This window comes from Rhodococcus sp. MS13 (assembly GCF_013277835.1).
GTDB lineage: Bacteria > Actinomycetota > Actinomycetes > Mycobacteriales > Mycobacteriaceae > Rhodococcus_F > Rhodococcus_F erythropolis.
Window position 1 is genome coordinate 102,331 of the sequence record NZ_VBTL01000007.1, and the last position, 23,970, is coordinate 126,300.

General features: G+C 62.8%; 24 protein-coding genes. 15 read left to right on the top strand and 9 right to left on the bottom strand.

Annotated features, from left to right (window positions below; genetic code table 11):
• Positions 1-7: 7 nt before the first annotated feature.
• Positions 8-928, bottom strand: a complete 921-nt coding sequence (locus FEZ59_RS14715) for a hypothetical protein (RefSeq protein WP_172932831.1) — start codon at positions 926-928, stop codon at positions 8-10.
• On the bottom strand, positions 925-1,281 hold the full coding sequence (locus tag FEZ59_RS14720; protein WP_003943322.1) for a GntR family transcriptional regulator: 357 nt from the start codon (positions 1,279-1,281) through the stop codon (positions 925-927). Before FEZ59_RS14720 ends, FEZ59_RS14715 begins: the two co-directional genes overlap by 4 nt.
• Before the next feature lie 145 nt (positions 1,282-1,426).
• On the opposite strand from FEZ59_RS14720, the gene FEZ59_RS14725 reads away from it, so the two are divergent.
• The 10 genes from FEZ59_RS14725 (at position 1,427) to FEZ59_RS14770 (ending at position 13,030) form a co-directional block, all read left to right on the top strand.
• Complete coding sequence (locus tag FEZ59_RS14725; protein WP_007732951.1) at positions 1,427-2,179, top strand: YebC/PmpR family DNA-binding transcriptional regulator; 753 nt, start codon at positions 1,427-1,429, stop codon at positions 2,177-2,179.
• A gap of 125 nt (positions 2,180-2,304) precedes the next feature.
• Positions 2,305-2,874, top strand: a complete 570-nt coding sequence (gene ruvC / locus FEZ59_RS14730; RefSeq protein WP_020907638.1) for a crossover junction endodeoxyribonuclease RuvC — start codon at positions 2,305-2,307, stop codon at positions 2,872-2,874.
• Positions 2,871-3,470: a Holliday junction branch migration protein RuvA gene (ruvA, locus tag FEZ59_RS14735; protein ID WP_007732953.1), complete on the top strand. Its 600-nt coding sequence runs from the start codon at positions 2,871-2,873 to the stop codon at positions 3,468-3,470. Before ruvC ends, ruvA begins: the two co-directional genes overlap by 4 nt.
• The gene (ruvB, locus tag FEZ59_RS14740) at positions 3,467-4,564 is read left to right on the top strand and encodes a Holliday junction branch migration DNA helicase RuvB (RefSeq protein ID WP_172932832.1); all 1,098 of its coding nucleotides are present in this window, start codon (positions 3,467-3,469) and stop codon (positions 4,562-4,564) included. The genes ruvA and ruvB overlap by 4 nt, the downstream gene beginning before the upstream one ends.
• A 138-nt stretch (positions 4,565-4,702) precedes the next feature.
• Positions 4,703-5,050: a preprotein translocase subunit YajC gene (gene yajC, locus FEZ59_RS14745; protein WP_019748301.1), complete on the top strand. Its 348-nt coding sequence runs from the start codon at positions 4,703-4,705 to the stop codon at positions 5,048-5,050.
• 220 nt (positions 5,051-5,270) lie between these two features.
• Entirely contained in the window at positions 5,271-6,992 is a 1,722-nt protein-coding gene (secD, locus tag FEZ59_RS14750; RefSeq protein WP_020907641.1) for a protein translocase subunit SecD, read from the top strand.
• The gene (gene secF, locus FEZ59_RS14755; RefSeq protein ID WP_020907642.1) at positions 6,989-8,212 is read left to right on the top strand and encodes a protein translocase subunit SecF; all 1,224 of its coding nucleotides are present in this window, start codon (positions 6,989-6,991) and stop codon (positions 8,210-8,212) included. Before secD ends, secF begins: the two co-directional genes overlap by 4 nt.
• Before the next feature lie 2 nt (positions 8,213-8,214).
• Complete coding sequence (locus tag FEZ59_RS14760) at positions 8,215-9,945, top strand: ABC transporter substrate-binding protein (protein WP_172932833.1); 1,731 nt, start codon at positions 8,215-8,217, stop codon at positions 9,943-9,945.
• Positions 9,946-9,986: 41 nt separating this feature from the next.
• Positions 9,987-10,520, top strand: a complete 534-nt coding sequence (locus FEZ59_RS14765) for an adenine phosphoribosyltransferase (protein ID WP_029255289.1) — start codon at positions 9,987-9,989, stop codon at positions 10,518-10,520.
• A 98-nt stretch (positions 10,521-10,618) separates the two neighbouring features.
• Positions 10,619-13,030: a RelA/SpoT family protein gene (locus tag FEZ59_RS14770; RefSeq protein ID WP_029255290.1), complete on the top strand. Its 2,412-nt coding sequence runs from the start codon at positions 10,619-10,621 to the stop codon at positions 13,028-13,030.
• Positions 13,031-13,083: 53 nt separating this feature from the next.
• Here FEZ59_RS14770 and FEZ59_RS14775 read toward each other — a convergent pair whose 3' ends face one another.
• Both FEZ59_RS14775 and FEZ59_RS14780 read right to left on the bottom strand, forming a co-directional pair.
• Positions 13,084-13,878, bottom strand: a complete 795-nt coding sequence (locus FEZ59_RS14775; protein ID WP_021344164.1) for a peptidylprolyl isomerase — start codon at positions 13,876-13,878, stop codon at positions 13,084-13,086.
• Positions 13,879-13,895: 17 nt separating this feature from the next.
• Positions 13,896-14,777 carry a peptidylprolyl isomerase gene (locus FEZ59_RS14780; protein WP_047888380.1) on the bottom strand — a complete coding sequence of 294 codons (882 nt, stop codon included), beginning with the start codon at positions 14,775-14,777 and terminating at the stop codon, positions 13,896-13,898.
• Positions 14,778-14,971: 194 nt separating this feature from the next.
• Here FEZ59_RS14780 and FEZ59_RS14785 point away from each other — a divergent pair, with 194 nt between their 5' ends.
• The 4 genes from FEZ59_RS14785 (at position 14,972) to FEZ59_RS14800 (ending at position 18,614) form a co-directional block, all read left to right on the top strand.
• A complete protein-coding gene (locus FEZ59_RS14785; protein WP_141487325.1) occupies positions 14,972-15,652 on the top strand; it encodes an MBL fold metallo-hydrolase in 681 nt (226 codons plus the stop codon).
• Between the two features lie 15 nt (positions 15,653-15,667).
• Positions 15,668-16,939: a histidine--tRNA ligase gene (hisS, locus tag FEZ59_RS14790; protein WP_019748310.1), complete on the top strand. Its 1,272-nt coding sequence runs from the start codon at positions 15,668-15,670 to the stop codon at positions 16,937-16,939.
• The gene (locus tag FEZ59_RS14795; RefSeq protein ID WP_047888379.1) at positions 16,929-17,558 is read left to right on the top strand and encodes a hypothetical protein; all 630 of its coding nucleotides are present in this window, start codon (positions 16,929-16,931) and stop codon (positions 17,556-17,558) included. Before hisS ends, FEZ59_RS14795 begins: the two co-directional genes overlap by 11 nt.
• A gap of 66 nt (positions 17,559-17,624) precedes the next feature.
• Complete coding sequence (locus FEZ59_RS14800; protein WP_084325982.1) at positions 17,625-18,614, top strand: malate dehydrogenase; 990 nt, start codon at positions 17,625-17,627, stop codon at positions 18,612-18,614.
• Between the two features lie 33 nt (positions 18,615-18,647).
• Here FEZ59_RS14800 and FEZ59_RS14805 read toward each other — a convergent pair whose 3' ends face one another.
• A complete protein-coding gene (locus FEZ59_RS14805) occupies positions 18,648-19,970 on the bottom strand; it encodes a hypothetical protein (protein WP_172932834.1) in 1,323 nt (440 codons plus the stop codon).
• A complete protein-coding gene (locus FEZ59_RS14810; RefSeq protein ID WP_242459818.1) occupies positions 19,967-20,296 on the bottom strand; it encodes a type VII secretion target in 330 nt (109 codons plus the stop codon). The genes FEZ59_RS14805 and FEZ59_RS14810 overlap by 4 nt, the downstream gene beginning before the upstream one ends.
• 173 nt (positions 20,297-20,469) lie before the next feature.
• Between FEZ59_RS14810 and otsB the strand changes: the two genes are divergently transcribed.
• Entirely contained in the window at positions 20,470-21,258 is a 789-nt protein-coding gene (otsB, locus tag FEZ59_RS14815; RefSeq protein ID WP_019748315.1) for a trehalose-phosphatase, read from the top strand.
• Positions 21,259-21,267: 9 nt separating this feature from the next.
• On the opposite strand, the gene FEZ59_RS14820 is transcribed toward otsB, so the two are convergent.
• The 3 genes from FEZ59_RS14820 to FEZ59_RS14830 form a co-directional block, all read right to left on the bottom strand.
• Complete coding sequence (locus FEZ59_RS14820) at positions 21,268-22,068, bottom strand: alpha/beta hydrolase (RefSeq protein WP_172932836.1); 801 nt, start codon at positions 22,066-22,068, stop codon at positions 21,268-21,270.
• A gap of 133 nt (positions 22,069-22,201) precedes the next feature.
• Positions 22,202-22,993 carry an ABC transporter permease gene (locus FEZ59_RS14825; RefSeq protein ID WP_019748317.1) on the bottom strand — a complete coding sequence of 264 codons (792 nt, stop codon included), beginning with the start codon at positions 22,991-22,993 and terminating at the stop codon, positions 22,202-22,204.
• Positions 22,993-23,967, bottom strand: a complete 975-nt coding sequence (locus FEZ59_RS14830) for an ATP-binding cassette domain-containing protein (protein ID WP_021332944.1) — start codon at positions 23,965-23,967, stop codon at positions 22,993-22,995. The genes FEZ59_RS14825 and FEZ59_RS14830 overlap by 1 nt, the downstream gene beginning before the upstream one ends.
• Positions 23,968-23,970: the final 3 nt, after the last annotated feature.

Genomic DNA, 23,970 nt, shown 5'->3' on the forward strand with positions numbered 1-23,970 from the left:
TCGTGAATCAACCAGCCTGAACCAACGAATTGATCAGCTTCACACCGTCTTCCGGGTGATCGACGGTCACGGCGAACAGTCGTCCGTTCTCGAGAGTGACCACGATGGCCTCACCCGAGCGGAGAGTGACGGCTGTTCCGCGCGGTGTCATTCGGTAACCCCATCCACCCCATTCGGCCGGACGTATCGCGTCGACTGATGCGGACTTCACCTTCGAGATGGGGATCTTCTTCCATCGAACGCCCCAGGAACTGATGCCGACACCATGACGGTCGACGCGCACGGTGACCGACGCGAATGCTGTGACGGCGAGGGTGGACACACCCAGGATCACGGCAACCCACCAATCCGAGTACGCGGCAGTCGCGATCACGAGAACTACGAGGCCGGCGGTAACGATCCACGGCCAGACGCTGCGGACCTGCCCGACCCACACTGCACGTTCGGAGGCCGTCAGCGGAGTGTCGAGCGTCGGGGTCGGCAGTGGCGACTCCGGGCCGCTTCGTTGCTGGTCAGGCAGCGCGTATGCCAGAACTCCTACGAGTACCGCCGCGATCGGCGCAAGAATCCACCAGCCGATACGCGCGTCTTCCGGCGACCCGGCGTCGATCGTCAGGGCGACGCTCAGAATCCAGATCGTCGCCAGTGTCGCACTCGAGATCGAGGTTACGGCGAGAAACAAGGGCGCGTTGTCGCTCGAACGGGCCGCGACGGCACAGGCGCAAACGACAGCCACCAGTGAAATCACCAGCGCGATGGCGAAAAACGTCGTCGTGGTGCTGAACCCGTCCGGGGTCGATCCGGACCAATGGCTCGCGACGGTCTCGGGTAGGCGGTCACCCCACGCGAAGCGTGCGAATACCAGAATCAGGGTCGGGATCAGAGTCAGCGAAGCTGCTGTCCAGAGTCGGATCTTGCTGGGCGTCATTGTGTGCTGGTCTCCTTGATGAGGTCGAGCATGTGCGCAGTGTCGAGTCCGAGATTTCGGGCCTGCCGTACGAACTCGCGCGCAGATTCGTTGAGAGCTGTTCTTCCCGAGTCGAATTCGGCGCGAATGACGGCGCCACGTCCGCGTCGGAGGTCGATCAGGCCTTCGTCGCGGAGTGTTGCGTACGCACGAAGAACCGTGTGGAGATTGACGTCGATCGACTCGGCGAGAGCGCGAGCGGACGGCAGGCGGTCACCTGGTCCGATCTCACCGCGGATGACCGAGCCACGAACCCCGGCTGCAATCTGCTCCGCGAGCGGAGTTGTGGAGGCGTGATCTATTCGGACCAACATGTTTGCATTCTATGCAAACAATGCGCGGTTTGACTAATTCGTGTCGGGGGATGCAGCGAGTTGTGACGTGGGACGGGTAACATCGGCAGAGCTGAAAGACGCGCATTCGGCGTGCGCAACGCAGCAGGAAAGGGGCTTGAATCGCATGAGCGGCCACTCAAAATGGGCCACCACCAAGCACAAGAAGGCTGTGATCGACGCACGTCGTGGCAAATCCTTCGCGAAGCTGATCAAGAACATCGAGGTGGCGGCACGAACCGGCGGTGGCGATCCCACGGGCAACCCCACCTTGTACGACGCCATCCAGAAGGCGAAGAAGACGTCTGTTCCCAATGACAACATCGAGCGTGCGCGCAAGCGCGGCGCCGGTGAAGAAGCGGGCGGCGCAGACTGGCAGACCATCATGTACGAGGGCTACGGACCCAACGGCGTCGCCGTTCTGATCGAGTGCCTCACCGACAACCGCAACCGCGCAGCCGGTGAAGTTCGCACCGCGATGACCCGTAACGGTGGCAACCTCGCTGACCCGGGTTCCGTCTCCTACCTGTTTGCTCGCAAGGGTGTCGTCACGCTCGAGAAGAACGGCCAGTCGGAGGACGACGTCCTGATGGCTGTGCTCGACGCCGGTGCCGAGGAAGTCACCGATCTCGGTGAAACCTTCGAAATCGTCAGTGAGCCACAGGATCTGGTTGCCGTACGTTCGGCACTTCAGGAAGCCGGCATCGACTACGACTCCGCTGAAGCCGATTTCCGCGCTTCCGTCGAGGTTCCCTTGGATGTCGACGGCGCACGCAAGATCTTCAAGCTCGTCGACGCGCTCGAAGACTCTGACGACGTGCAGAACGTCTACACCAACATCGATCTGTCCGACGAGGTTCTCGCGGCTCTCGAAGACTGATTGCTTTTCAACTCAACCCGGCCCTGACGTCCGCGTCTCGGCCGGGTTGCGTGTTGATGCGGGGTAGTAGGCCCGCGCACCGCTAAGCTATCGAACAGCTGTTCGGTATGGAGAGGTGTGGCAAAGTGCGCGTGCTCGGAGTGGACCCAGGCTTGACTCGCTGCGGGTTGGGCGTGGTCGACGGGAGCAACGGCAGGAAAGTGCGCCCCATTGCCGTCGACGTGGTGCGGACCCCGCCCGAGATGGACCTCGGGTCTCGGCTACTGCGGATCTCCGATGCGGCGGAGCTGTGGATCGAGCAGTACAAGCCGGAGGTCGTCGCGATCGAGCGTGTATTCGCGCAGCACAACGTCAGTACGGCGATGGGGACGGCGCAAGCAGGCGGAGTTGTCGCGCTCGCTGCCGCCAGACGCGGTATCCCGGTGTGTTTCCACACGCCCAGCGAGGTGAAGGCCGCCGTTACCGGCAGCGGTAACGCCGACAAGGCGCAGGTCACCGCGATGGTGACGCGAATCCTGAACTTGAAGACGGCGCCGAAACCGGCTGACGCCGCTGACGCTCTGGCGCTCGCGATCTGTCACTGCTGGCGAGCACCGATGATCGAGCGAATGGCCCGCGCCGAGGCGATGGCCGCTGAACAAATGCGTAAGTATCAGGCAAAATTGGCCGAGATGAAGAAGGCAGGTTCACGATGATCGCGTCGGTACGCGGCGAGGTACTCGATATTGCGCTCGACCACGCGGTCATCGAAGCGTCAGGTGTCGGCTATCGGGTCAACGCCACCCCGGTGACTCTCGGTGCACTGCATCGGGGAAGCGAAGCGCGACTGTTCACGACGATGATCGTTCGCGAAGACTCGATGACGCTCTACGGTTTTTCCGATACCGAGTCGAAGGACCTGTTCAGCCTCCTGCAGACGGTTTCCGGAGTCGGACCGCGCCTGGCGATGGCAACTCTTGCAGTTCTCGAACCGGACGCATTGCGGCGGGCGCTCTCGGAAGGCAACCTGACGGCGTTGACGAGGGTCCCCGGTATCGGAAAACGCGGCGCCGAGCGCATGGTCGTCGAATTGCGCGACAAAGTCGACGCGGTCGCGACGACGGCCGGCGCGGCTTCCGGTGTCGTCGTCGGCAGTTCGATCCGTGATCAGATCGTCGAGGCTCTCGAGGGTCTGGGCTTCCCGATCAAGCAGGCCGAGCAAGCCACGGATTCGGTCCTGGCGGAATCGCCCGAGGCCACAACGTCGGTAGCACTGCGTTCTGCTCTGTCGCTGCTCGGTAAGACTCGATGAACTTCGACCCGATCGACGATTTCGACGACGAGTCGCAGGTCTCTGCCGAATTGGTGGCGGGAGACGGCGATGTCGAAGCGAGTTTGCGTCCCAAGAGTCTCGACGACTTCATCGGGCAACCCCGTGTTCGCGAACAACTGCAGCTCGTGCTCACCGGAGCAAAACTTCGCGGCAGCACACCTGATCACATCCTGATGTCCGGTCCCCCCGGACTCGGCAAGACGTCGATGGCGATGATCATCGCGGGGGAGTTGGGCTCTTCTCTGCGGTTGACGTCCGGACCGGCGCTCGAACGCGCCGGAGACCTGGCCGCGATGCTGAGCAACCTCGTCGAGGGTGACGTGCTGTTCATCGACGAGATTCACCGAATCGCTCGTCCGGCCGAGGAGATGTTGTACCTGGCGATGGAAGACTTCCGTGTCGACGTCGTCGTCGGTAAGGGGCCGGGTGCCACGTCGATTCCTCTGGAGGTTGCACCGTTCACGCTGGTCGGTGCGACTACGCGGTCAGGTGCGCTGACCGGTCCGTTGCGCGACCGCTTCGGGTTCACCGCTCACATGGATTTCTACGAACCCGAAGAGCTGCAACAGATTCTGATGCGTTCGGCCGGAATTTTGGGAGTCAATCTCGAAGTTGACGCCGGGGCCGAAATCGCACGACGCTCGCGGGGGACACCGCGTATCGCGAACCGATTGCTGCGCCGGGTTCGCGACTTCGCCGAGGTGCGCGCCGACGGAATCGTCACCATGGACGTCGCTCAGGCGGCCTTGGCTGTCTACGACGTGGACCAGTTGGGCTTGGACCGTCTCGACCGATCCGTACTGAGTGCATTGGTGCGGTCGTTCGGCGGCGGGCCCGTCGGCGTGTCGACGCTTGCGGTGGCCGTCGGCGAGGAACCGTCGACGGTGGAAGAAGTGTGCGAGCCGTTCCTGGTTCGGGCCGGGATGATCGCCCGGACGCCGCGAGGACGCGTGGCTACCGCCGCTGCCTGGACTCAACTCGGAATGACACCGCCGCCGGATGCCGCAGCGGGCGGTATCGAGGTTCGTGTCAACGAACCGCAGGCCATGTTGTTCGATCCGAACGGAGAGTGAATTTCGACTGGAAAGGCCTACTTGAACGGCCGATCTGTCAGGAATCCTCAGCAACTAATGGCACACTGGTGTATTGCGTAGGTCCATCCGGGACCATCGCGGCGTAAAACGTGCAACACAACCGAGGTTGATCAACACATGTCGAGTTTGCTTTTCCCACTCTTGATCCTCGCACTGCTGGTGCCCATGTTCCTGGGCATGCGCAAGCAGAAGAAGGCTTTGGCTGCCACTTCCGAGATGCAGGACTCGCTGCAGGTCGGCGATCGAGTGCAGACCACGGCCGGGCTCTATGCCACGATTGCTTCTCTGGACGACGACACCGTGGACCTCGAGATCGCCGACGGTGTCATCACCACCTGGTCGCGTCTGGTCATCCGTGAGCGCGTTGTCGAGACGACAGAAACCGACGAGTACGACGACGACTCGGTTTCCGAGATCGAAGAATCAGCTGCTGACACCGAAATCCGGCTCACCAAGGAGTCCTGACTTCGTCGACCTGGCACGTGTTCTAGAGTTGTGAACTCGGACACACGTCCAGGTCGGTTGGTCTGTAGTAGTTCTTTCATCGGAGTAGTTCTTTCACCAGCAGCTCAGTTCATCCCGTTGATCAATCGTTGCAGTTCGAACGCCGCAGCTCGGGTGGTCGTCGACCGCCCGAGCCCTGCATTTACTGAAGCTCTGCACCTACTGAGGAGACTTAAAGATCGTGGCACCTTCCACCGGAACGGTGCATCCGGTCCGCTACCTGGCCCTTTTCGGGGTCCTGGTGGTGGCACTGTATGCCCTGGTGTTCTTCACTGGAGACAAGTCGGCCACGCCGAAACTCGGCATCGACCTGCAGGGTGGAACGCGCGTCACGTTGACCGCTCGTACCCCGGACGGCAGCGCTCCCAGTCAGGACAGTCTCAAGCAGGCTCAGGAAATCATCGAGACCCGCGTCAACGGTCTCGGCGTTTCCGGCTCCGAGGTCGTCGTCGACGGTGACAACCTCGTCATCACCGTTCCCGGCGACGACAGTGCGCAGGCTCGCTCGCTCGGCCAGACCGCCCGTCTGTACATCCGCCCGGTGACGGGTTCGATCGACGTCGCCACCCGTGACGCGAACCGGACAGCTACCCCAGAGGTGCCAGCGGCTGAAACTCCGGCCACTGATGCTCCGGCTCCCGAGGCGCCGGCCGACGGGACCCCGACGCCGCAGAACCGCCCGTTCCTGGCTCAGGACCCGACCACTCCGGAGGCAACCCCGGCGCCGGAGACGACAACACCGGCTCCCCCCGTGGACGCATCGAGTGACGGCACCGACGAAGGCGACGCAGCAGCAGCGGAAATCGCCGCAGCGCGCGCCCTCCGACAGAGCAGCGATCCGACGGTGCAGCAGCAAGCAGTGGCGAACCTCGACTGCTCCGTCGCGGATCCGCTCCGTGGAAACGACGACCCGACTCTTCCGCTGGTCGCGTGCTCGCAAGACGGACTGAACATCTATCTTCTCGGTCCTTCGATCATCGACGGACAGGAGATTGCCGACGCTTCTTCGGTCTTCAACTCGCAGCAGTCGCGCCACGAGATCAGCCTCTCGTTCAAGACGACCGGCAGCAACACCTGGGCCGAGTTCACCTCGGCCAACATCGGCAAGCAGGCAGCGTTCACGCTCGACTCGAAGGTCGTCAGCGCCCCCACGATTCAAGGTGCAACGCCTGCGGGTAGCGCGACCTCGATCACGGGCAGTTTCACTGCGGAGAGCGCCAAAGAACTTGCCAACACTCTGAAGTACGGTTCGCTTCCGCTGTCGTTCGCAGCTTCCGAGGCCGAGACGGTCTCGGCAACGCTCGGCCTGGCCTCACTGCAGGCGGCATTGATTGCCGGCGCGGTCGGTCTCGTTCTCGTTCTGCTGTACTGCCTCGTCTACTACCGGATGCTCGGCGTCCTGACGGCGTTGTCGCTGATCCTCTCCGGAGTCATGGTCTACGCGATCATGGTTCTGCTCGGCAGATACATCGGCTTCACGCTCGACTTGGCCGGCATGGCTGGTCTGATCATCGGTATCGGTATGACCGCCGACTCGTTCGTCGTGTTCTTCGAACGCATCAAGGACGAAATGCGTGAGGGCCGTAGCTTCCGCTCCGCGGTGCCACGCGGTTGGGCGCGAGCGCGCCGAACAATTCTTTCCGGCAACGCGGTGAGCTTCATCGCCGCTGCAGTTCTGTACGTGCTGGCGGTCGGACAGGTGCGAGGCTTCGCCTTCACCTTGGGTCTGACCACCATCCTCGACGTGATTGTCGTGTTCCTCGTGACGTGGCCACTGGTCAGTATGGCGTCCCGTTCGGCGTTCTGGTCCAAGCCCAGCGTCAACGGTCTCGGCGCAGTGCAAGAGGTTGCCCGCGAACGTAAGGTTGCCGCCGCTGCGTCGGCTAAGGAGACACGAGCATGAGCGAGTCCAACAACTCCCCGGTGGGGTCCAACAACAGTTCCTCGGCCGAGTCCGCCGACGCCGCAGCCCGGTCGGAGATCACCGACTCCGGCGTCGATCAGGGCGCGATGCCCAAGCACAGTTGGCTCTCGCGGCTGTACACGGGAACGGGTGCGTTCGAGGTCGTCGGCAGGCGTCGTTTCTACTACGGACTGACCGGCGCTCTGGTCGCCATTGCGCTGCTCAGCATCATCCTGCGCGGCTTCACCTTCGGTATCGATTTCGAGGGCGGATCGCGCATTCAGTTCCCGGCCGAGGGTGGAGTCGAGACGTCGGAGGTGGAAACCGTCTACTCCGACACACTCGGGTTCGAGCCGGTCAGCGTGCAGACGGTCGGCTCGGGTGCCAGCGCAACCGTACAGATTCGGTCGGAGACGTTGAACGCGACGCAGATCAACGATCTGCAGTCGGCGCTCTTCGACGAGTTCCAGCCCAAGGACAAGAACGGGAACCCGTCGGCGCAGGCCATCAGTTTTGCGGACGTGAGTGAAACCTGGGGCGGCCAGATCACCAAGAAGGCGCTGATCGCGCTGATTGTGTTCCTGGTGATCGTGAGTATCTACATCGCCATCCGCTTCGAGCGGGACATGGCGGTAGCCGCGATTGTCGCGTTGTTCTTCGACATCATCGTCACTGCCGGCGTCTACTCTCTCGTCGGTTTCGAGGTGACGCCCGCGACGGTGATCGGTTTGCTCACCATTCTCGGCTTCTCGCTGTACGACACAGTGGTGGTGTTCGACAAGGTCGAAGAGAACACACGCGGTGTTCTGCATCTGACGCGCCGGACGTACGGCGAGCAGGCCAACCTCGCGGTGAATCAGACCTTGATGCGATCGATCAACACGACCGTCATCAGTGTGCTCCCGGTGATCGCTCTGATGGTTGTCGCGGTCTGGATGCTCGGCGTCGGCACGCTCAAGGACCTTGCGCTGGTTCAGCTCGTCGGCATCATCGTGGGTGCGTACTCCTCGATCTTCTTCGCGACGCCGCTCCTGGTGTCGATGAAGGAACGCTGGGGACCCGTTGCCGCGCACACTCGTAAGGTGCTCTCGCGCCGGGCTACGCTGGCCGAGAAGGGTACGCAGACGGTTGCCGTCGGCGCACCAGTTGCACGCCGTGCGCCGGTTGCTCCGCAGCCGGGTGTGCGGCCGACCGGAAAGCGAAACAAGAAGGGGCACTGAACATGCTCCCAAGAACACGCACACTGGTTCGATCGATGACGTTCGTTGCGGCCACCGCTGTGGCTGCCGGTTCGTTGGCGGCCTGCTCGGAAAGCGCCGAGCAGGTTCCGTCCATCGGATATGCCATCGACAACTCCATCTCCACGTACAACGCCAACACGACAGCTGGATCGGTGTCCGGGGCGATGGCCGCGTTCGGCCGGGTGCTTCCCGGCTTCACGTTCACCGGTCCGGCCGGTGCTCCTGTGTCGGACACCGACATCGGCACGGCGTCGGAGTTGCCCGGTGACGTGCTCACGGTCTCGTACAAGCTAAATCCGGCGTCGGTGTACTCCGACGGGATTCCGATGTCCTGTGACGATCTGGTCCTCACCTGGGCGGCGTCGAGTGGCAAGTTCACCAAAGACGTCGATGGTGCGGTGAAGCCCATGTTCGACGCGGCGAACAATCTCGGTTACGCGGACATCGACCGGATCGACTGCCAGAGCGGGTCGAAGGACGCGACTGTCTTCTTCAAGCCCGGGCGATCGTTCACCGATTGGCGGTCGTTGTTCGGTGCGACTGCATTGATGCCTTCACACATCGTGACGCAGCGCGCCGGAGTCGGCGACGTGGTGAGCGCGGTGAATGCCGGTGACACCGAAGCGTTGTCGAAGATAGCGGACTTCTGGAACACCGGGTGGAACCTGACTCCAGGTCAGGTGGACACCTCCGTACTGCCTTCCGCTGGTCCGTATCGAATCGACTCGTACAGCGCCGACGACGGCCTGGTGCTGGTCGCGAACGAGCGGTGGTGGGGCAACAAGCCCGCGACCGATCGCATCGTCGTCTGGCCACGTGGTGTGAATCTGACCGAGGATCTCGACAAGAACTCGATCGAGGTCGTCGACGTCGCTTCCGGGTCGGCCGGCGAGCTCGGTACTCCGTCCGGGTTCGACGTCCAACAGATTCCGTCGCGGTCGATCGAGCAGTTCGTTCTCGCGACGTCTGGTTCGCTGGGCGACGAAGCCGCCCGTCGAGCGTTCGCGCACTGTGTTCCGCGGACAACTCTGTTCGAGAAGTTCGGGCAGACGGATAACGCGCCGCAGGCTGGTCTGGGTTCCGGCGTGGTCGATTCGCGACTGATGGCGCCGGATTCACTCGTTTACAGCGACGCCGCTGCGGTCGACGGTGACCGGTACGTCAATGCCGACGTCGATGCCGCGAAGACTTCGTTGTCGGAAGCCGATCTCGACCAGTTGACCGTCCGGGTCGGGTACCTCGCACCGGACCCGGTGCGGGCGCAGATCGTCTCTGAAGCGAAAGCCGCGTGTGCTCCGGCGGGAATTACGATCGAGGACGCGAGTACCGACAGCTTCGATCCTGCGAGTCTGCAGTCCGGGGGAGTCGACGCTGTGCTTTCCGGCATGGCAGGCAAAGTCGGGGCGGGCGGAACAGCGAGCATGATCGACGCGCGCGGAGCGTTGCGATCGGGCAACGGCGCAAACCTCGGTACGTACGGAAATGCACGGATCGATCAGATCATCGATCAGTTGAACGTGGATGCGAGCACCAGTGCGCAATTGGGACTCTCGGTGGAGGCGGAGAACATCCTGTGGACCCAGGTGCCTACGATTCCACTGTTCAATCAACTACGAACTGTCGCTGTAGCTCCAGGCATGTCGGCAGTGTTGGTCAATCCGACTCGGGCCGCTACCGGCTGGAACATGGACAGATGGGTATTACGCAGATGAGCGTCTCGAATGGTGTTGCCTTGCACACGCCTGAAGAATTGATCGCAATCCACCGGGCTGCCGGAGACGCCGTTGTTCGGCTGACTCGCTGGGCGGACAACTTTCCCGGGCCCGGGGTTCGGTTCGCCGATCTGACTCCGGTGTTCGCCGACGCCGAGGGGTTCGGGGCTGTGCTCGACGCCCTTGTCGCCTGTGCTCCGGACGCCGACACGATTGCCGCCGTCGATGCTCGCGGGTTCCTGCTCGGTGCCGGCGCGGCTGCGAAGATGGGTGCTGGGGTGGTGGCCGTGCGGAAGGTCGGCAAACTGCCGCCGCCGGTACTCTCTCGTTCGTACAGCCTCGAGTACGGATCTTCGACGCTCGAGATTCCCGCAAACGGCTTCGATCTCACCGGGCGGAATGTTCTGGTGATCGACGACGTTCTGGCTACCGGAGGGACACTCGAGGCGGCTGTACAGTTGGTTGAGTTGGGTGGAGCGAACGTCGTCGGCGTCGCAGTGGTGCTCGAGATCGAGGAACTGCGCGGTCGAGATCGCTTCTTGAAGTACCCACTGACATCCCTGGTGAAGGTCTGAGTATTAAAGTTGTCTCCTGGGGGTCGAGTTAGACCTCCAGGGCAATTACCCGATGCAGGGCGGTTGCCTCAACCAACTCGGTGGTAGGAGGTGGCGACATGACGTCGAATCTTGATCGATCACAGAACTCGGGTGCAGTGTCGCAGGAGACGGGTGCAGATCCGGCTCCGGAGACGACACCATCGAAGTCCGCGGTGCCCGACGATTCGGGATCTGCGCAAACTGCCGGCAATCGGGGTGGGCAGAACCTGGCCGTGCCCGCTTCCGCCTCCCGTAGGGTGCGCGCTCGGCTTGCTCGGCGCATCACCGGTCAGCGCAACGCCACCATCCGCCCGGTGCTCGAGCCGTTGGTCAGCCTCCACCGTGAGCTGTATCCGAAGGCCGACCTCGCGCTGCTCCAGCGTGCGTACGACGTCGCCGAGGACAGACATTCGAGCCAGCGTCGCAAGTCCGGCGATCCGTACATCACGCATCCGTTGGCCGTCGCAAGCATTCTGGCCGAGTTGGGTATGGACACCACCACCCTCGTCGCAGCCCTGCTGCACGACACCGTCGAGGACACCGGGTACTCACTCGAAGAGTTGACCAAGGACTTCGGTGACGAGGTCGCTCACCTCGTCGACGGCGTCACCAAACTCGACAAGGTCGTTCTGGGCACCGCCGCCGAGGGCGAAACCATCCGCAAGATGATCATCGCGATGGCGCGGGACCCGCGCGTGCTCGTGATCAAGGTCGCGGATCGTCTGCACAACATGCGCACGATGCGATTCCTGCCGCCAGAAAAGCAGGCACGTAAGGCGCGAGAGACTCTCGAAGTCATTGCGCCACTTGCACATCGACTTGGAATGGCGACCGTCAAGTGGGAACTCGAGGACCTCTCATTCGCCATCTTGCACCCGAAGAAGTATGACGAGATCGTTCGACTGGTCGCCGATCGCGCGCCTTCTCGTGACACCTATCTGGCCAAGGTTCGCGCCGAGATCAACTCGACCCTGTCCGCCTCGCGGATCAACGCCATCGTCGAAGGCAGGCCCAAGCATTACTGGTCGATCTATCAGAAGATGATCGTCAAGGGCCGCGATTTCGACGACATCCACGATCTGGTCGGCGTCCGCATCCTGTGTGAAGAAGTGCGTGACTGTTACGCCGCGGTCGGCGTTGTCCACTCACTGTGGCAGCCGATGGCCGGACGCTTCAAGGACTACATCGCACAGCCGCGCTACGGCGTCTACCAGTCGCTGCACACCACCGTCGTGGGACCGGAAGGCAAGCCCCTGGAGGTCCAGATCCGGACCCAGGACATGCACCGGACCGCGGAGTTCGGTATCGCCGCGCACTGGCGGTACAAGGAGACCAAGGGCAAGCACGCGGGCGACATCGCCGAGGTCGACGACATGGCGTGGATGCGTCAGCTACTCGACTGGCAACGTGAAGCGGCCGATCCGGGGGAGTTCCTCGAATCGTTGCGTTACGACCTCGCGGTCAAGGAGATCTTCGTCTTCACGCCAAAGGGTGACGTGATCACGTTGCCTGCCGGATCGACTCCCGTCGATTTCGCGTATGCGGTGCACACCGAGGTTGGGCACCGATGCATCGGTGCCAGGGTCAACGGCCGGTTGGTCGCGCTGGAACGAACTCTCGAAAACGGCGAAGTGGTGGAGGTCTTCACGTCGAAGGCTGCCACCGCCGGGCCGAGCCGAGATTGGCAGACGTTTGTCGTCTCGCCGCGTGCCAAGGCGAAGATCCGTCAGTGGTTCGCGAAGGAACGCCGCGAAGAGGCGCTCGAGTCCGGCAAGGATCAGATCGCGAAGGAAGTCCGCCGTGTGGGACTTCCGTTGCAGCGGTTGATGAATGCCGAATCGATGAGCACGATCGCGCATGAACTTCGCTATCCCGACGTCTCGGCGTTGTACACGGCGGTAGGCGAGAGCCAGGTGTCTGCGCACCACGTCGTGCAGCGACTGGTTGCTCATCTGGGCGGCGTCGGCGCCGTCGAGGAGGAACTGGCCGAGCGTTCGACGCCGTCGACCATGCCGGTGCGCACCCGCAGTACGGGTGACTCCGGAATTCTGGTTCCCGGAGCACCCGGCACGGTGGCAAAACTCGCAAAGTGTTGCACGCCGGTTCCGGGCGATTCGATTCTGGGCTTCGTCACGCGCGGTGGGGCGGTGAGCGTGCACCGTACCGACTGCACCAACGCCAACTCGCTCCACGATCAGTCCGAGCGAATCATCGACGTCGAATGGGCGCCCTCAGCGACGTCGGTGTTCCTGGTCGCGATCCAGATCGAGGCGCTCGATCGTCATCGGTTGCTTTCCGACGTCACCAAGGCGTTGGCCGACGAGAAGGTGAACATCCTGTCGGCCTCGGTCACCACCTCAGGTGACCGAGTGGCGATCAGCAAGTTCACCTTCGAGATGGGCGACCCGAAGCACTTGGGTCATGTGCTCAACGTGGTTCGCAATGTGGAAGGCGTCTACGACGTCTACCGCGTGACCTCTGCTTCGTAAACTGCTGTGCGCCTTTATTAACCGCGGGCGGTTAATAAAGGCGCACAGCAGGGTTAGGCGACTACTGCAGTCTCGATGGTGATCGGGGTGTTGGGTGCGCCGCCACCGGTTGCGCCCATGCCTCCGTCGTCGCCGTCGGCTGCGATCTTCTCGATCGTCGCCAGGCCGGCGTCGTCGATCTTTCCGAAGACCGTGTAGTTGGGCGGCAAGACCGAATCCTCGTAGACGAGGAAGAACTGGCTGCCGTTGCTGCCCGGTGCACCCGAGTTGGCCATTGCGAGCGTGCCGCGAGGGTAGACGGCAGGCAAGGAGAGCGCCGGATCGTTAGCGGAGTACGCAGTGGTCGGGTACTCGTTGTCGAATCCGTAGCCCGGTCCGCCCGTGCCCTTGCCCGAGGGATCGCCGCACTGCAGGATCTGAAGACCGGGTGTGGTGACCAGTCGATGGCACGGGGTGTCGTCGAAATACTTCTGCTCGGTCAAGCTCACGATGCTGTTGACCGTGCATGGGGCTTCTGCCCGGTTCAGTTCCATCCCGATCGGGCCGGCCGTAGTCGTGAGCGCGACGTTGACGGTTCCCTCGGTGGACACGCCCGTGGAGTTCGGCGGATTGACGGTCTTTGCAGCGCCCGCTGCGCTCGGGTACGAGCAGTCGACGGTCGCCGACGCCGGAGTCGGGACAGGCGGGAGTGCGTCGAACTGTGACATGTCGAGCGGCGGCATGGCAGCCGTTGTCGTCTTCGCCTTGGAGGTACTGGACGGCGAGTCCGAGCTACCGGAATCACTGGAACAACCAGCCAGAAGCAGCGCTGCGGCGCTTGCGGCGGCAATAACTACAGGAAAGCGCATCACAGGATTACGTCGCATCAGTCGAGCCTTACTGTCTTGATGTCGGTGGTCAGATTCGGCTTGCCGTCGCCCTCTGGTGTCGATCCGCCGGCCGCGACCTTGTCCAAAGTGGCGAGACCGGTCTCGTCGATCGTGCCGAAAACCGTGTACTGCGGCGGGAGTTGTGAGTCGCCGTAGACGAGGAAGAACTGGCTGCCGTTGCTACCGGGTGCCCCGGTGTTGGCCATCGCAACCGTGCCGCGCGCGTAGGTGACTGGCTCTTGCGCTGCCGGGTCGGTGGTGGCGTACGCCGTGGTGGGGAACTCGTTGTCGAATCCGTAGCCCGGTCCGCCGGTGCCGGTGCCCGACGGGTCACCGCACTGCAGAACCTGGAGCGAGGGGCTCGTCGTCATGCGGTGGCAGGTGGTGTCGTTGAAGTAATCCTGCTGCGCCAAGCTCACGAAGCTGTTGACCGTGCACGGAGACTTCGTTCCGTCGAGCGTGAGCCCGATGTTTCCCTGCGAGGTCTCGACGCTGATGCTCGGCGTCGCGTCCGGCGCGGTGGTGGGAATCCCGTCGGTACGAGGAGGGTTGTTGGCCTTGGACGCGGTAGCGCCGTCAGCCGGGTACGAGCAGGAAACCGTGTCGGCCAGCGGCGTCGACAGACCGGCCGGCATTGCACCCGCAGTCTGTGGCGTGAGGCTCGAATCGTCGGCAGCAGTGTTGGTGGTGTTCGCGTCGTCGTCACTGCGATTGCTGAACCAGATGAGTCCACCGACGACGCCGACTACGACGACCACGCCGAGCGCAGTTCCGGCTATCGTCATCTGCTTGCGCTTGCGGGCACGTTCTGCGCGACGTTCGAGCTGACGCTCGAGCTTGCGTTTCGCCGCCTCGCGGCGTTGCTCGTTACTCGGCACTGCTGTAGTCCTCCGTATCGCGGGTGGATCGTGGTCGGCCCGCCGAGCGACACCCTGGGGTCGGCTTCGGCAAGCGGCTCTACTCGTCGTCAGAGTCTCCCATTGCAACCTGAGAACTTACTGGCGGGGCAGCAGCTTAGGCTGTAACCGACAGCGTGTTGTTCGTTTCCACCCTTCGAAGAGGAGTTGCCCCCGTGCTCGTCACTGGTTTTCCGGCCGGGATGTTCCAAACCAACTGCTACATACTCGCTCAGGACGACGCGTGCGAATGCGTAGTCGTCGATCCGGGTCAGGATGCAGCCGAGCCGCTCTTCGAATATCTCGACTCCAAGGACATGTCGGTCAATGCAGTACTTCTGACCCACGGTCACCTCGATCATGTGTGGTCGGCCCGCGAGGTCTGTGAGCGGTACTCCGTGCCCGCGTACATCCATCCCGAGGATCGCTACATGCTCAGCGATCCGGCACGGGGGATCGGCCCGACGATGAAGGAATTCATTCAGGGCATGACGTTCGTGGAGCCGGACGAGGTGATCGAACTGAGTGACGGAGACAAGATCACCGAGGCCGGAATGACGTTCGTCGTGGACCACACGCCCGGGCACACGCAGGGATCGGTGGTGTTCCGCACCCAGGCGAACACCGAGAGCGGGCCCGCGGACTTGGCGTTCACAGGTGACACCCTGTTCCAGGGTTCCATCGGGCGCAGCGACCTGCCAGGCGGAAATCACGAGCAGTTGCTCGCTTCGATCGCCCGCAAGCTACTGGTGCTCGGTGACGAGACCGTGGTCCTGCCCGGGCACGGTGGCAACAGCTCGATCGGCGCCGAGCGAAGCTCGAACCCGTTTCTCGTTGGACTCAGCGCACAGAAATAAGGAAAAGTACCTCTCGTGAGTAAAGCCAGCACCTTCTCTGCACCCAAGGGAATTCCGGACTACGTTCCGCCGCAGTCAGCCGAATTCGTCGCCGTTCGTGACGGTTTGACGCGCGCCGCCAGGTTGGCCGGGTACGGCCACATCGAATTGCCGATCTTCGAGGACACCGGCCTGTTCGCGCGCGGTGTCGGTGAGTCGACCGACGTCGTCAGCAAAGAGATGTACACGTTCGCCGATCGCGGTGACCGTTCGGTGACGTTGCGTCCCGAGGGAACCGCCGGTGTCATGCGTGCCGTCATCGAGCACAGCCTCGATCGTGGACAGTTGCCGGTCAAGGTCAGCTACGCGGGCCCGTTCTTCCGCTACGAGCGCCCGCAGGCCGGTCGCTACCGCCAGTTGCAGCAGGTCGGCGTCGAGGCCATCGGGATCGACGACCCCGCGCTCGACGCTGAGGTCATCGCGATCGCTGACGCTGGATTCCGGTCGTTGGGGCTCGACGGCTTCCGCCTCGAAATCACCTCTCTCGGCGATGACACCTGCCGACCGCAGTACCGCGAACTGCTGCAGGAGTTTCTCTTTGCACTCCCGCTCGACGAAGACACGCGTCGACGCGCCGAGATCAACCCGCTTCGGGTGCTCGACGACAAGCGCCCAGATGTACGCGAGATGACGGCCGGCGCACCGCTCATGCTCGATCACCTCTCGGAGAGCTGCAAGGCGCACTTCGACGAGGTACTAGCGCACCTCGACGCCTTGGGAGTTCCCTACGTCGTCAACCCGCGCATGGTCCGCGGCCTCGACTACTACACCAAGACGACCTTCGAATTCGTGCACGACGGACTGGGCGCGCAGTCCGGAATCGGTGGTGGTGGTCGATACGACGGACTGATGGAACAGCTGGGCGGACAGCCGCTCTCGGGGATCGGGTTCGGAATCGGCGTCGACCGCACGGTTCTCGCGCTCGAGGCCGAGGGTAAGTCGGTTGCGCCACCGGCACGTGTCGACGTCTTCTGTGTACCGATGGGAGCCGAGGCGAAGGCGGCACTGGTGAAGATCGCACACCAGTTGCGTGCCAATGGGATTCGCGTCGACCTGGCGTACGGAAATCGTGGCGTCAAGGGCTCGATGAAAGCGGCCGATCGCTCGGGCGCCGCAGTCGCCTTGGTTCTCGGCGAGCGCGAGCTCGAAGAGGGCGTTGTCGTTGTCAAGCAATTGGCGACAGGTGAGCAGGAGACGGTGCCGCTCGACCAAGTTGTCGACAAGCTCGGGGATCTCGTTGAGCACTGAGGCTGAACCGGTTTCGCTCGATCTGGTTCCCGTGGCGTTGATCGCGCCGCGGCTGAAGAAGTTCGCCGTTGTTGTGGTGGTCTTCGGTGTGGTCGTCGGGTTGATCGTCAGTGTGTTCTCGACGATGACGGTCGGAGTGATCGTCGGTGCCGTCATCGCGGTTCCGACGTCACTGGCGATTCTGATGACGCTGCGCCGGCATATCACCTTGTATGGCAACAGGATTCGAGCACAAGCTGGTTTTCGCACCAACGACGTCGACGTGGCCGAGGTGCTCACGGCGGCGTTGACGGTGCGATCCGGCCGGATCAGCGAGGTCAGCCTGACACTCGGTGACGGTCGGTCCACCGTGCGAATACCGCTGGCGCTCTACACGGCAGGGGGCGGGCGCGAGTTGGAGATCCTTGCACTCCGCAAGCTCGCCGACGCCCTGGCAGCAAGCGAGTTGGTACCGGCTGCCGCCTTGTCCTCGGTGCTGATCGAACAGTTGCGTGCCGAAGCCCGCGGCGCCGGACTGGCCGAGCGTCCGCTCTACCGCGCCGTCGAACTCGTGACGGCGGAGGGACGAGTGCCGAGAACCACACTCACAGACCACGAAGTGGCCGGATTACTCGACTAGCGTGGAACCCGTTCTTACAGCGTTGTAGAACGGACAGTCGTGAAAACGGCAGGTGAGGAGTCGGCAATGAGTATTGCGCCCGTAACCGTCACGGTGACCGGAGCGTCCGGTCAGATCGCCTACGGCATGCTTTTCCGCATATCTGCGGGGGAGATGCTCGGCGCTGACGTACCGATCAAACTTCGACTGCTCGAGATTCCCGCCGCCGTGTCCGCTGCCGAAGGCGTCGCGATGGAGCTCGAAGACGGCGCATTTCCCTTGCTGAGCTCCATCGACATCACCGACGATCCCGATGTCGCCTTCTCCGGCGCGAACGTCGGGATGCTGGTCGGTGCACGTCCGCGGAGCAAGGGGATGGAGCGCGCCGACTTGCTGAGCGCGAACGGCGCTATTTTCACAGCGCATGGGAAGGCGATCAACAACAACGCAGCCTCGGACGTCAAGGTGCTGGTCGTCGGAAACCCGGCCAACACCAACGCTCTCATCGCGATGAACAACGCGCCGGATGTACCCGATACTCGGTTCAGTGCGCTGACGCGCCTCGACCACAACCGAGCGATTGCGCAGGTGGTGAAGAAGACCGGCGTTCGTGCGTCGTCGGTGCGCAAGGTGTCCGTCTGGGGAAACCATTCGGCGACGCAGTACCCGGACCTGTCCCACGCGACCGTCGCGGGTGAGCCTGCGCTCGCGGTGATCAACGACCGCGACTGGGTGGAGAACGATTTCATCCCGACTGTGCAGGTGCGAGGCACCGCCATCATTGCTGCGCGTGGATCGTCCTCTGCGGCAAGTGCGGCCAGCGCGTCGATCGACCACGTCCGTGACTGGGTGATCGGAACGGCCGAGGACGACTGGGTATCCATGGCCGTCTGTTCGGACGGTTCCTACGGGGTGCCCGAAGGATTGATCTCGTCCTTCCCGGTGACCTGTGCCGATGGTGAATTCGCTATCGTTCCGGATCTCGCGATCGACGACTTCTCACGCGAACGGATTGACCTGTCCGTCAGCGAATTGGAGCAGGAGCGTGCGGCGGTACGGGAGTTGGGCTTCGTTTGAGGTTGTAATGCCGCCCCGGCCGGGGAGTCCCGATCAGAGATCTCGGAACAGGTACTGATCGGGATTCTCGGCACCGAGCACGGGCGGTGACACCATCGGTAGATCGTCGACCATCGAGTTTTCGTCACCGGCGCTGACGAGATACCCCGGAGTCGTGCGTGACGACTCGTCGTCCCGCGTTCCGCGAGGACCGCCGCCCATCATGCCGCCCGGCGATATGCCGCTACTGCCGACCGCCGAAGATGGTGCACCCAGGCCGGGCGTTGCTACCGGAACCGGTTGAACTGCAGCAACTCCCGCTGCGCCTCTCATCGTTCCACCGGTAGTGCCGCTTCCACCCACCCATGCTCCGCCGGAGCTCGCTGTCGCACTGGGCGACGGCGACCCGCCGGCTGCGAGTGACGTCGACGAATTGCCTGCGCCCCACAGCTTGTCGACGCCGGTCGGAAGTCCGGCGCCTGCCTGCGCTGCCGCGGTCCGAACGGCATCGGTTCCTGAGTGCGCGGATAACGGTGCGTCGCCGGCATCGGTCGATCCAGACAGCTGCGATCCAGACAGCTGCGATCCAGACAGCGGCGATGCCGACGCGGCTGATGCCGCCAGAGGTTGGGCGATCTGACGGGCGGCGTCGGCGAGCGCCCCCGGAGTGGCAAGGTTGGCGAGAGCCTCACCGATCGGTGGAGTCGGCACGGGGATCGACCCGGCAAGGGCGTTCATGGCAGCGGTGTGCCCGAGCATTTCCCCGCGAGTCTGTGTCACCGCCGCGACGGCTGCCTGCATGTGTTCGGCTGCGGAGGCAATCAGCATCGCCTGTCCTGGTGGTGTCCACGCGATCGGTGCAGCAGCTGCAACCGTGGTCGCGAAGGACTGCGCGATCGCCGCGAGATTCGCGTTGCCTCGCTGCACCGATTCCGCGGCGGCAGCAGCGGTTTTCGATATCGCGGTTCCGCGTTCGCTCAATTCTGCGCCGCTGTTCTGGGCGGATCGCGACAGTTCGGTCGCGGCTTCACTGCCGGTGCTGTTCCAGGTCTGGCCCACCTCGGCGACCGCCCTTTGGGACAATCCCATGGCTTGGTCGATGAGAGTGGACGCCTGGTTGAAGATGCCGACGGGATCGGTGCCGGCAAAAGTGCCGGTGCCGAGGCTCTTCCCGAGTTCGATCAACGGCGCGAACAGATCTTCGATTCCGGGTAATGCCGGAACCGGTATGCCGGCGAGCATCGATTCGACCGTGTTGTTCGGCAATGCCGGGGCCGGAGCACCACTTTGAAGGAATTCGAGGACCGTCGTCGAGTCGTCTTCAGTGTTCATGCGATCGGTGTTCATGCGATCGGTGTCGACGCGATCGCTGTTCACGCGGTCACGTCCGTCGATCCAGCGATGCCGGCGAGATCTGACGCGGTTGAAAAATCTGTGGTGTCGTAGGCCTGAGCGGCTGCACTCGCCGTTGCTGCGTTGCCGGCGTAGAAGGTCGCCAGTGCTGCAACATCTTTGGTGTGAGTTGCCTGGGCGCGCGCGAATGCCGCGAGAAACTCGATGCCGACAGGACCGACGGCTGGTGCGACTGCCGCGATGTTGGCGCCCAGATCGACGGCGGCGGCCTGCGCGATGTGTCCTGCAGCTTCGGCCGACGTCGAGCCGTACCTTCGGATGTCGTCAGTGACGACAGTCAATTCGCTCATCATTACCCCCCAGTTGGTAAGCGTCGTGAGAACTGTATCGGAGAGAAGCGGCGCCGGAGGGGAGTGGACACGGCTCACCCTGCGCTTTCCGGACAACCTGGACGAAGTGGCAGAGATTACATTCTGATCCGGTGTTGGTTATGCGGGTGCGATCGATTTGGCACACTCGAACCATGCGAACCGCTTCGGACGTCATCCTCCGACTCACGTCCGATCCAGCTCGGTGTGGGCTGGTGATGGATTTCGACGGCGTGCTTGCACCTATCGTCGACGATCCGTCGGCCAGTGCGCTCCTGCCCGGTGCCGAGGAGGTGCTCGCGACTTTGTCGAGGCACTTCGGCGTGGTGGGCTTGCTCTCGGGACGGCCGGCGTCGTTCTTGCGAGAACGACTGAGTCTGGATTCGGTTGTTCTCATGGGTTCCTACGGCGTCGAGACCTGGACGGAGAACGGAATCGAAGTGCTTCCGGCCGTCGCTGCGTTCAGTGATGCCGTCGCCGAAGCAGAAGCCGAACTGCGTCGCCTGTTCGACTCTCAGTCAGTTCCTGGCATCCACGTCGAGAGCAAAGGCCTTGCGGTGGCTGTGCATTGGCGTCGGGCCGCGGATCGAGCGGTCGCGCAGCGCCTGGTGGAAGCAGCGACGACAGAAATCGCGAGCCGGACCGGGTTGCGGCGTGAGCCCGGCAAGTTGGTCGAAGAATTGCGTCCACCCGTTGAGGAGGACAAGGGGACAGGCCTCCTTCGCGCGATCGCCACCGCAGGCGTCGACGTCGTCGCGTACGCGGGCGACGACCGTGGTGACCTACCTGCCTTTGCTGCTGTCCTTGCCTCGGGTGGAGAAGCGTTGGTGGTCAAGGGCGATGACATTGCACCGGAAGTGGCTGCTGTCGACGGCGTCCAGTTCGACGGCCCGCCGGCATTCCTCGATTGGATGAAAGAGCTTGCCGCGCACCTGGAACGCTGACACGTGAGGTCAGTCTGCCAAGAACTCGACCAGCGCGCGGTTGACCTCTTCCGGATTGTCCTGTGTGCATTGATGTCCGACGCCGGTGATCACCACCCGGCGAGTCAGGTCCGGTAGTTGATCGCTCAGGGCGTCGTAGATTCGATCGAGTTGGCGCGACATGTCGACCTCTCCCCGCATCAGGAGGGTCTCCTTTCGGGGTGCCGTATCCACCGGGCAGAGTGACGCGAACCCGCTTGTTCCCAGATCCAGCCAGGTCTGCCGTCCGGCGGCCAGCATGCAGTCGGCAACGTATCTGCGAGTTGCGGGATTTCGACTCGACCACCGGCCACTGTAAAAGGCAAAGGGACCCCACGGAATCCGTCGATACAAATGCGTGCCGATTTTGATTGCCGAGGCAGCGGCTCCACTCATTTCCCGGTGCTGGCCAGGGCTGCCGATCATGACGAGCTTGTCTACTCGATTCGCATGACGATGGGTGAACTCCTGCGCGATGTTTCCGCCGAACGAGTGTCCGACGATGCTTGCGCGATCGATTCCGAGCGAGTCGAGCATGACCTTCACGTCGTCGATCACAGTGTCGAGAGTGGCGCGGTGGCCTTCCTCGAGAATCGACAGCCCTTGACCACGTAGGTCGGGCAGCACCAGGGAATAGGCGCCCGCGAGTTCCGCGACCTGGTCGTCGAACATTCGATGATCAACTCCGGCGCCATGCAGGAAGACGATGCATTTCCGATCGAGCGCCGGCGTGCGCCACACACGCATTTCGGTGCCCGGAGTGGAAATAGTCTGGGTTGTCAGAGTCTGCATCGCTGTCCGTTGCCTCAGTTCGTTGCCGAAACAAATGAAAGTGAGCCTATCCTAACTTCTGTGGACCGCGGTTGTGGCAACAAGAAACTGGCCGCACCGGAACATCTCCGGTACGGCCAGTCTTGGTGTTAGGTCAGGCGTCGCGCTTGTTGACGACGGCGATGCTGATTCCGAAAACCACCAGCACAAATGCTGCGAAGTAGAACAGGCTTCCCCAAGGGCCCCAATGGAAATTGGTGCTCGAACCCGAAGAGAGGAAGTGGTCGGCGTTGGCGAACGGGAGGAACGGTGTGACGTTTCTACCGAAGGATCCGAACATGCCGAACAGGCTCTCGATGAGCAGCGGCCAGAGCAGGAGCAATGCAATAGCGCCGGCAGATTGACGGAGGAGTGCTCCGACGGCGATGGCAAGGACAACGCAGAGGAAGGCGAAGATCGGTACGCCGTAGACGGCGCGCCAGGCATCGGCGTTGTCGAGTGCCAGATTGGTGGAACCTTCAGAGCCTGCAGCAGCTTTGGTGATGAATACCGCGCCGAGCATGAGAACGAAGGACAGCGCCGCGCCGAAGGCGCCGATCAGGCCGGCTTTGGCGATCAGGACCGAAGCCCGGCTCGGGATGGCCTGGAAGGTGGTGCGGATGATGCCGAAGCGGTATTCACTGGTAATCGCGAGGGCCGCCATGATCATCAGGACCATGACGCCGAAGCCGGAAACGCCCAGTCCCGCTTCATTGAACGTGGGGAGGAACTTCTCGAAATCAGGAGTTCCTGATGCGGCTTCGTCGTTGTACGCCTGAATGCTCGAACTCGACGAACGCCCGATCATCCAGGCGACGCCCAACCCTAGGACGATGATTGTGATCGTGCACCACAGCGGCGACTTGGTCGTGGTGATCTTGATACGTTCAGCACTGAGAACAGCCATTACAGTGCACCTCCCATAGCGTGCTGTGTGTTTGTGTGGTGGGCTCCGGCACCCGGATCGATACCGGATGCGTGGTACTGGACATCGTCTCCGGTCAACTTCATGAACGCGTCCTCGAGCGATCCCTGCACAGACGCCAACTCGTGCAATACGATTCCCTGCGAACCAGCCAGACCGCCGATCACATCAGTGGTCGAATCCACGACCACCAACACCGGCTCCGATCCTGAATGCTCCTCGCGGACAGTCAGTCCGTGGGCAGTTAATGCGGCATGGAGAGCGTCCAATTGTGGGCTGCGCACGCGCACCGTCGACTCCGACGAACGATCCACGAACTCCGCCACCGTCGAATCCGAAATCAACCGACCCCGACCGATCACCACCAACTGCTCCGCCGTCAACGCCATCTCCGAGAGAAGGTGACTCGACACCAACACCGTGCGGCCCTCGGCCGCCAACCGCTGCATGAACTTACGAATCCAGACGATGCCCTCCGGATCGAGACCGTTGACCGGCTCGTCGAACAACAACACCTTCGGATCCCCCAACAACGCACCCGCCAACCCGAGACGCTGCGACATACCCAACGAGAACCCGCCGGCCTTCTTGCCCGCCACCTCGGACAATCCGACCAACCCGAGCACCTCGTCCACGCGGGACTTCGGGATCCCGTTCGAAGCAGCCATCCACTGCAGATGCGCCCGCGCACTGCGATTGGGATGCACCCACTTCGCATCCAACAACGCGCCCACCGTCCGCAGCGGTGTCTTCAACTCCCGGTACGGCTTGCCGTCGATCAACGCCGCACCCGACGTCGGCTGATCCAAACCCAGGATCATCCGCATCGTCGTCGACTTACCCGCACCGTTCGGGCCCAGAAAGCCCGTCACGATGCCCGGCTTGACCGTGAACGACAAATCGTCCACCGCTTTCGTCGGTCCGTAAACCTTGGTCAATCCCCTCAGTTCAATCATGAG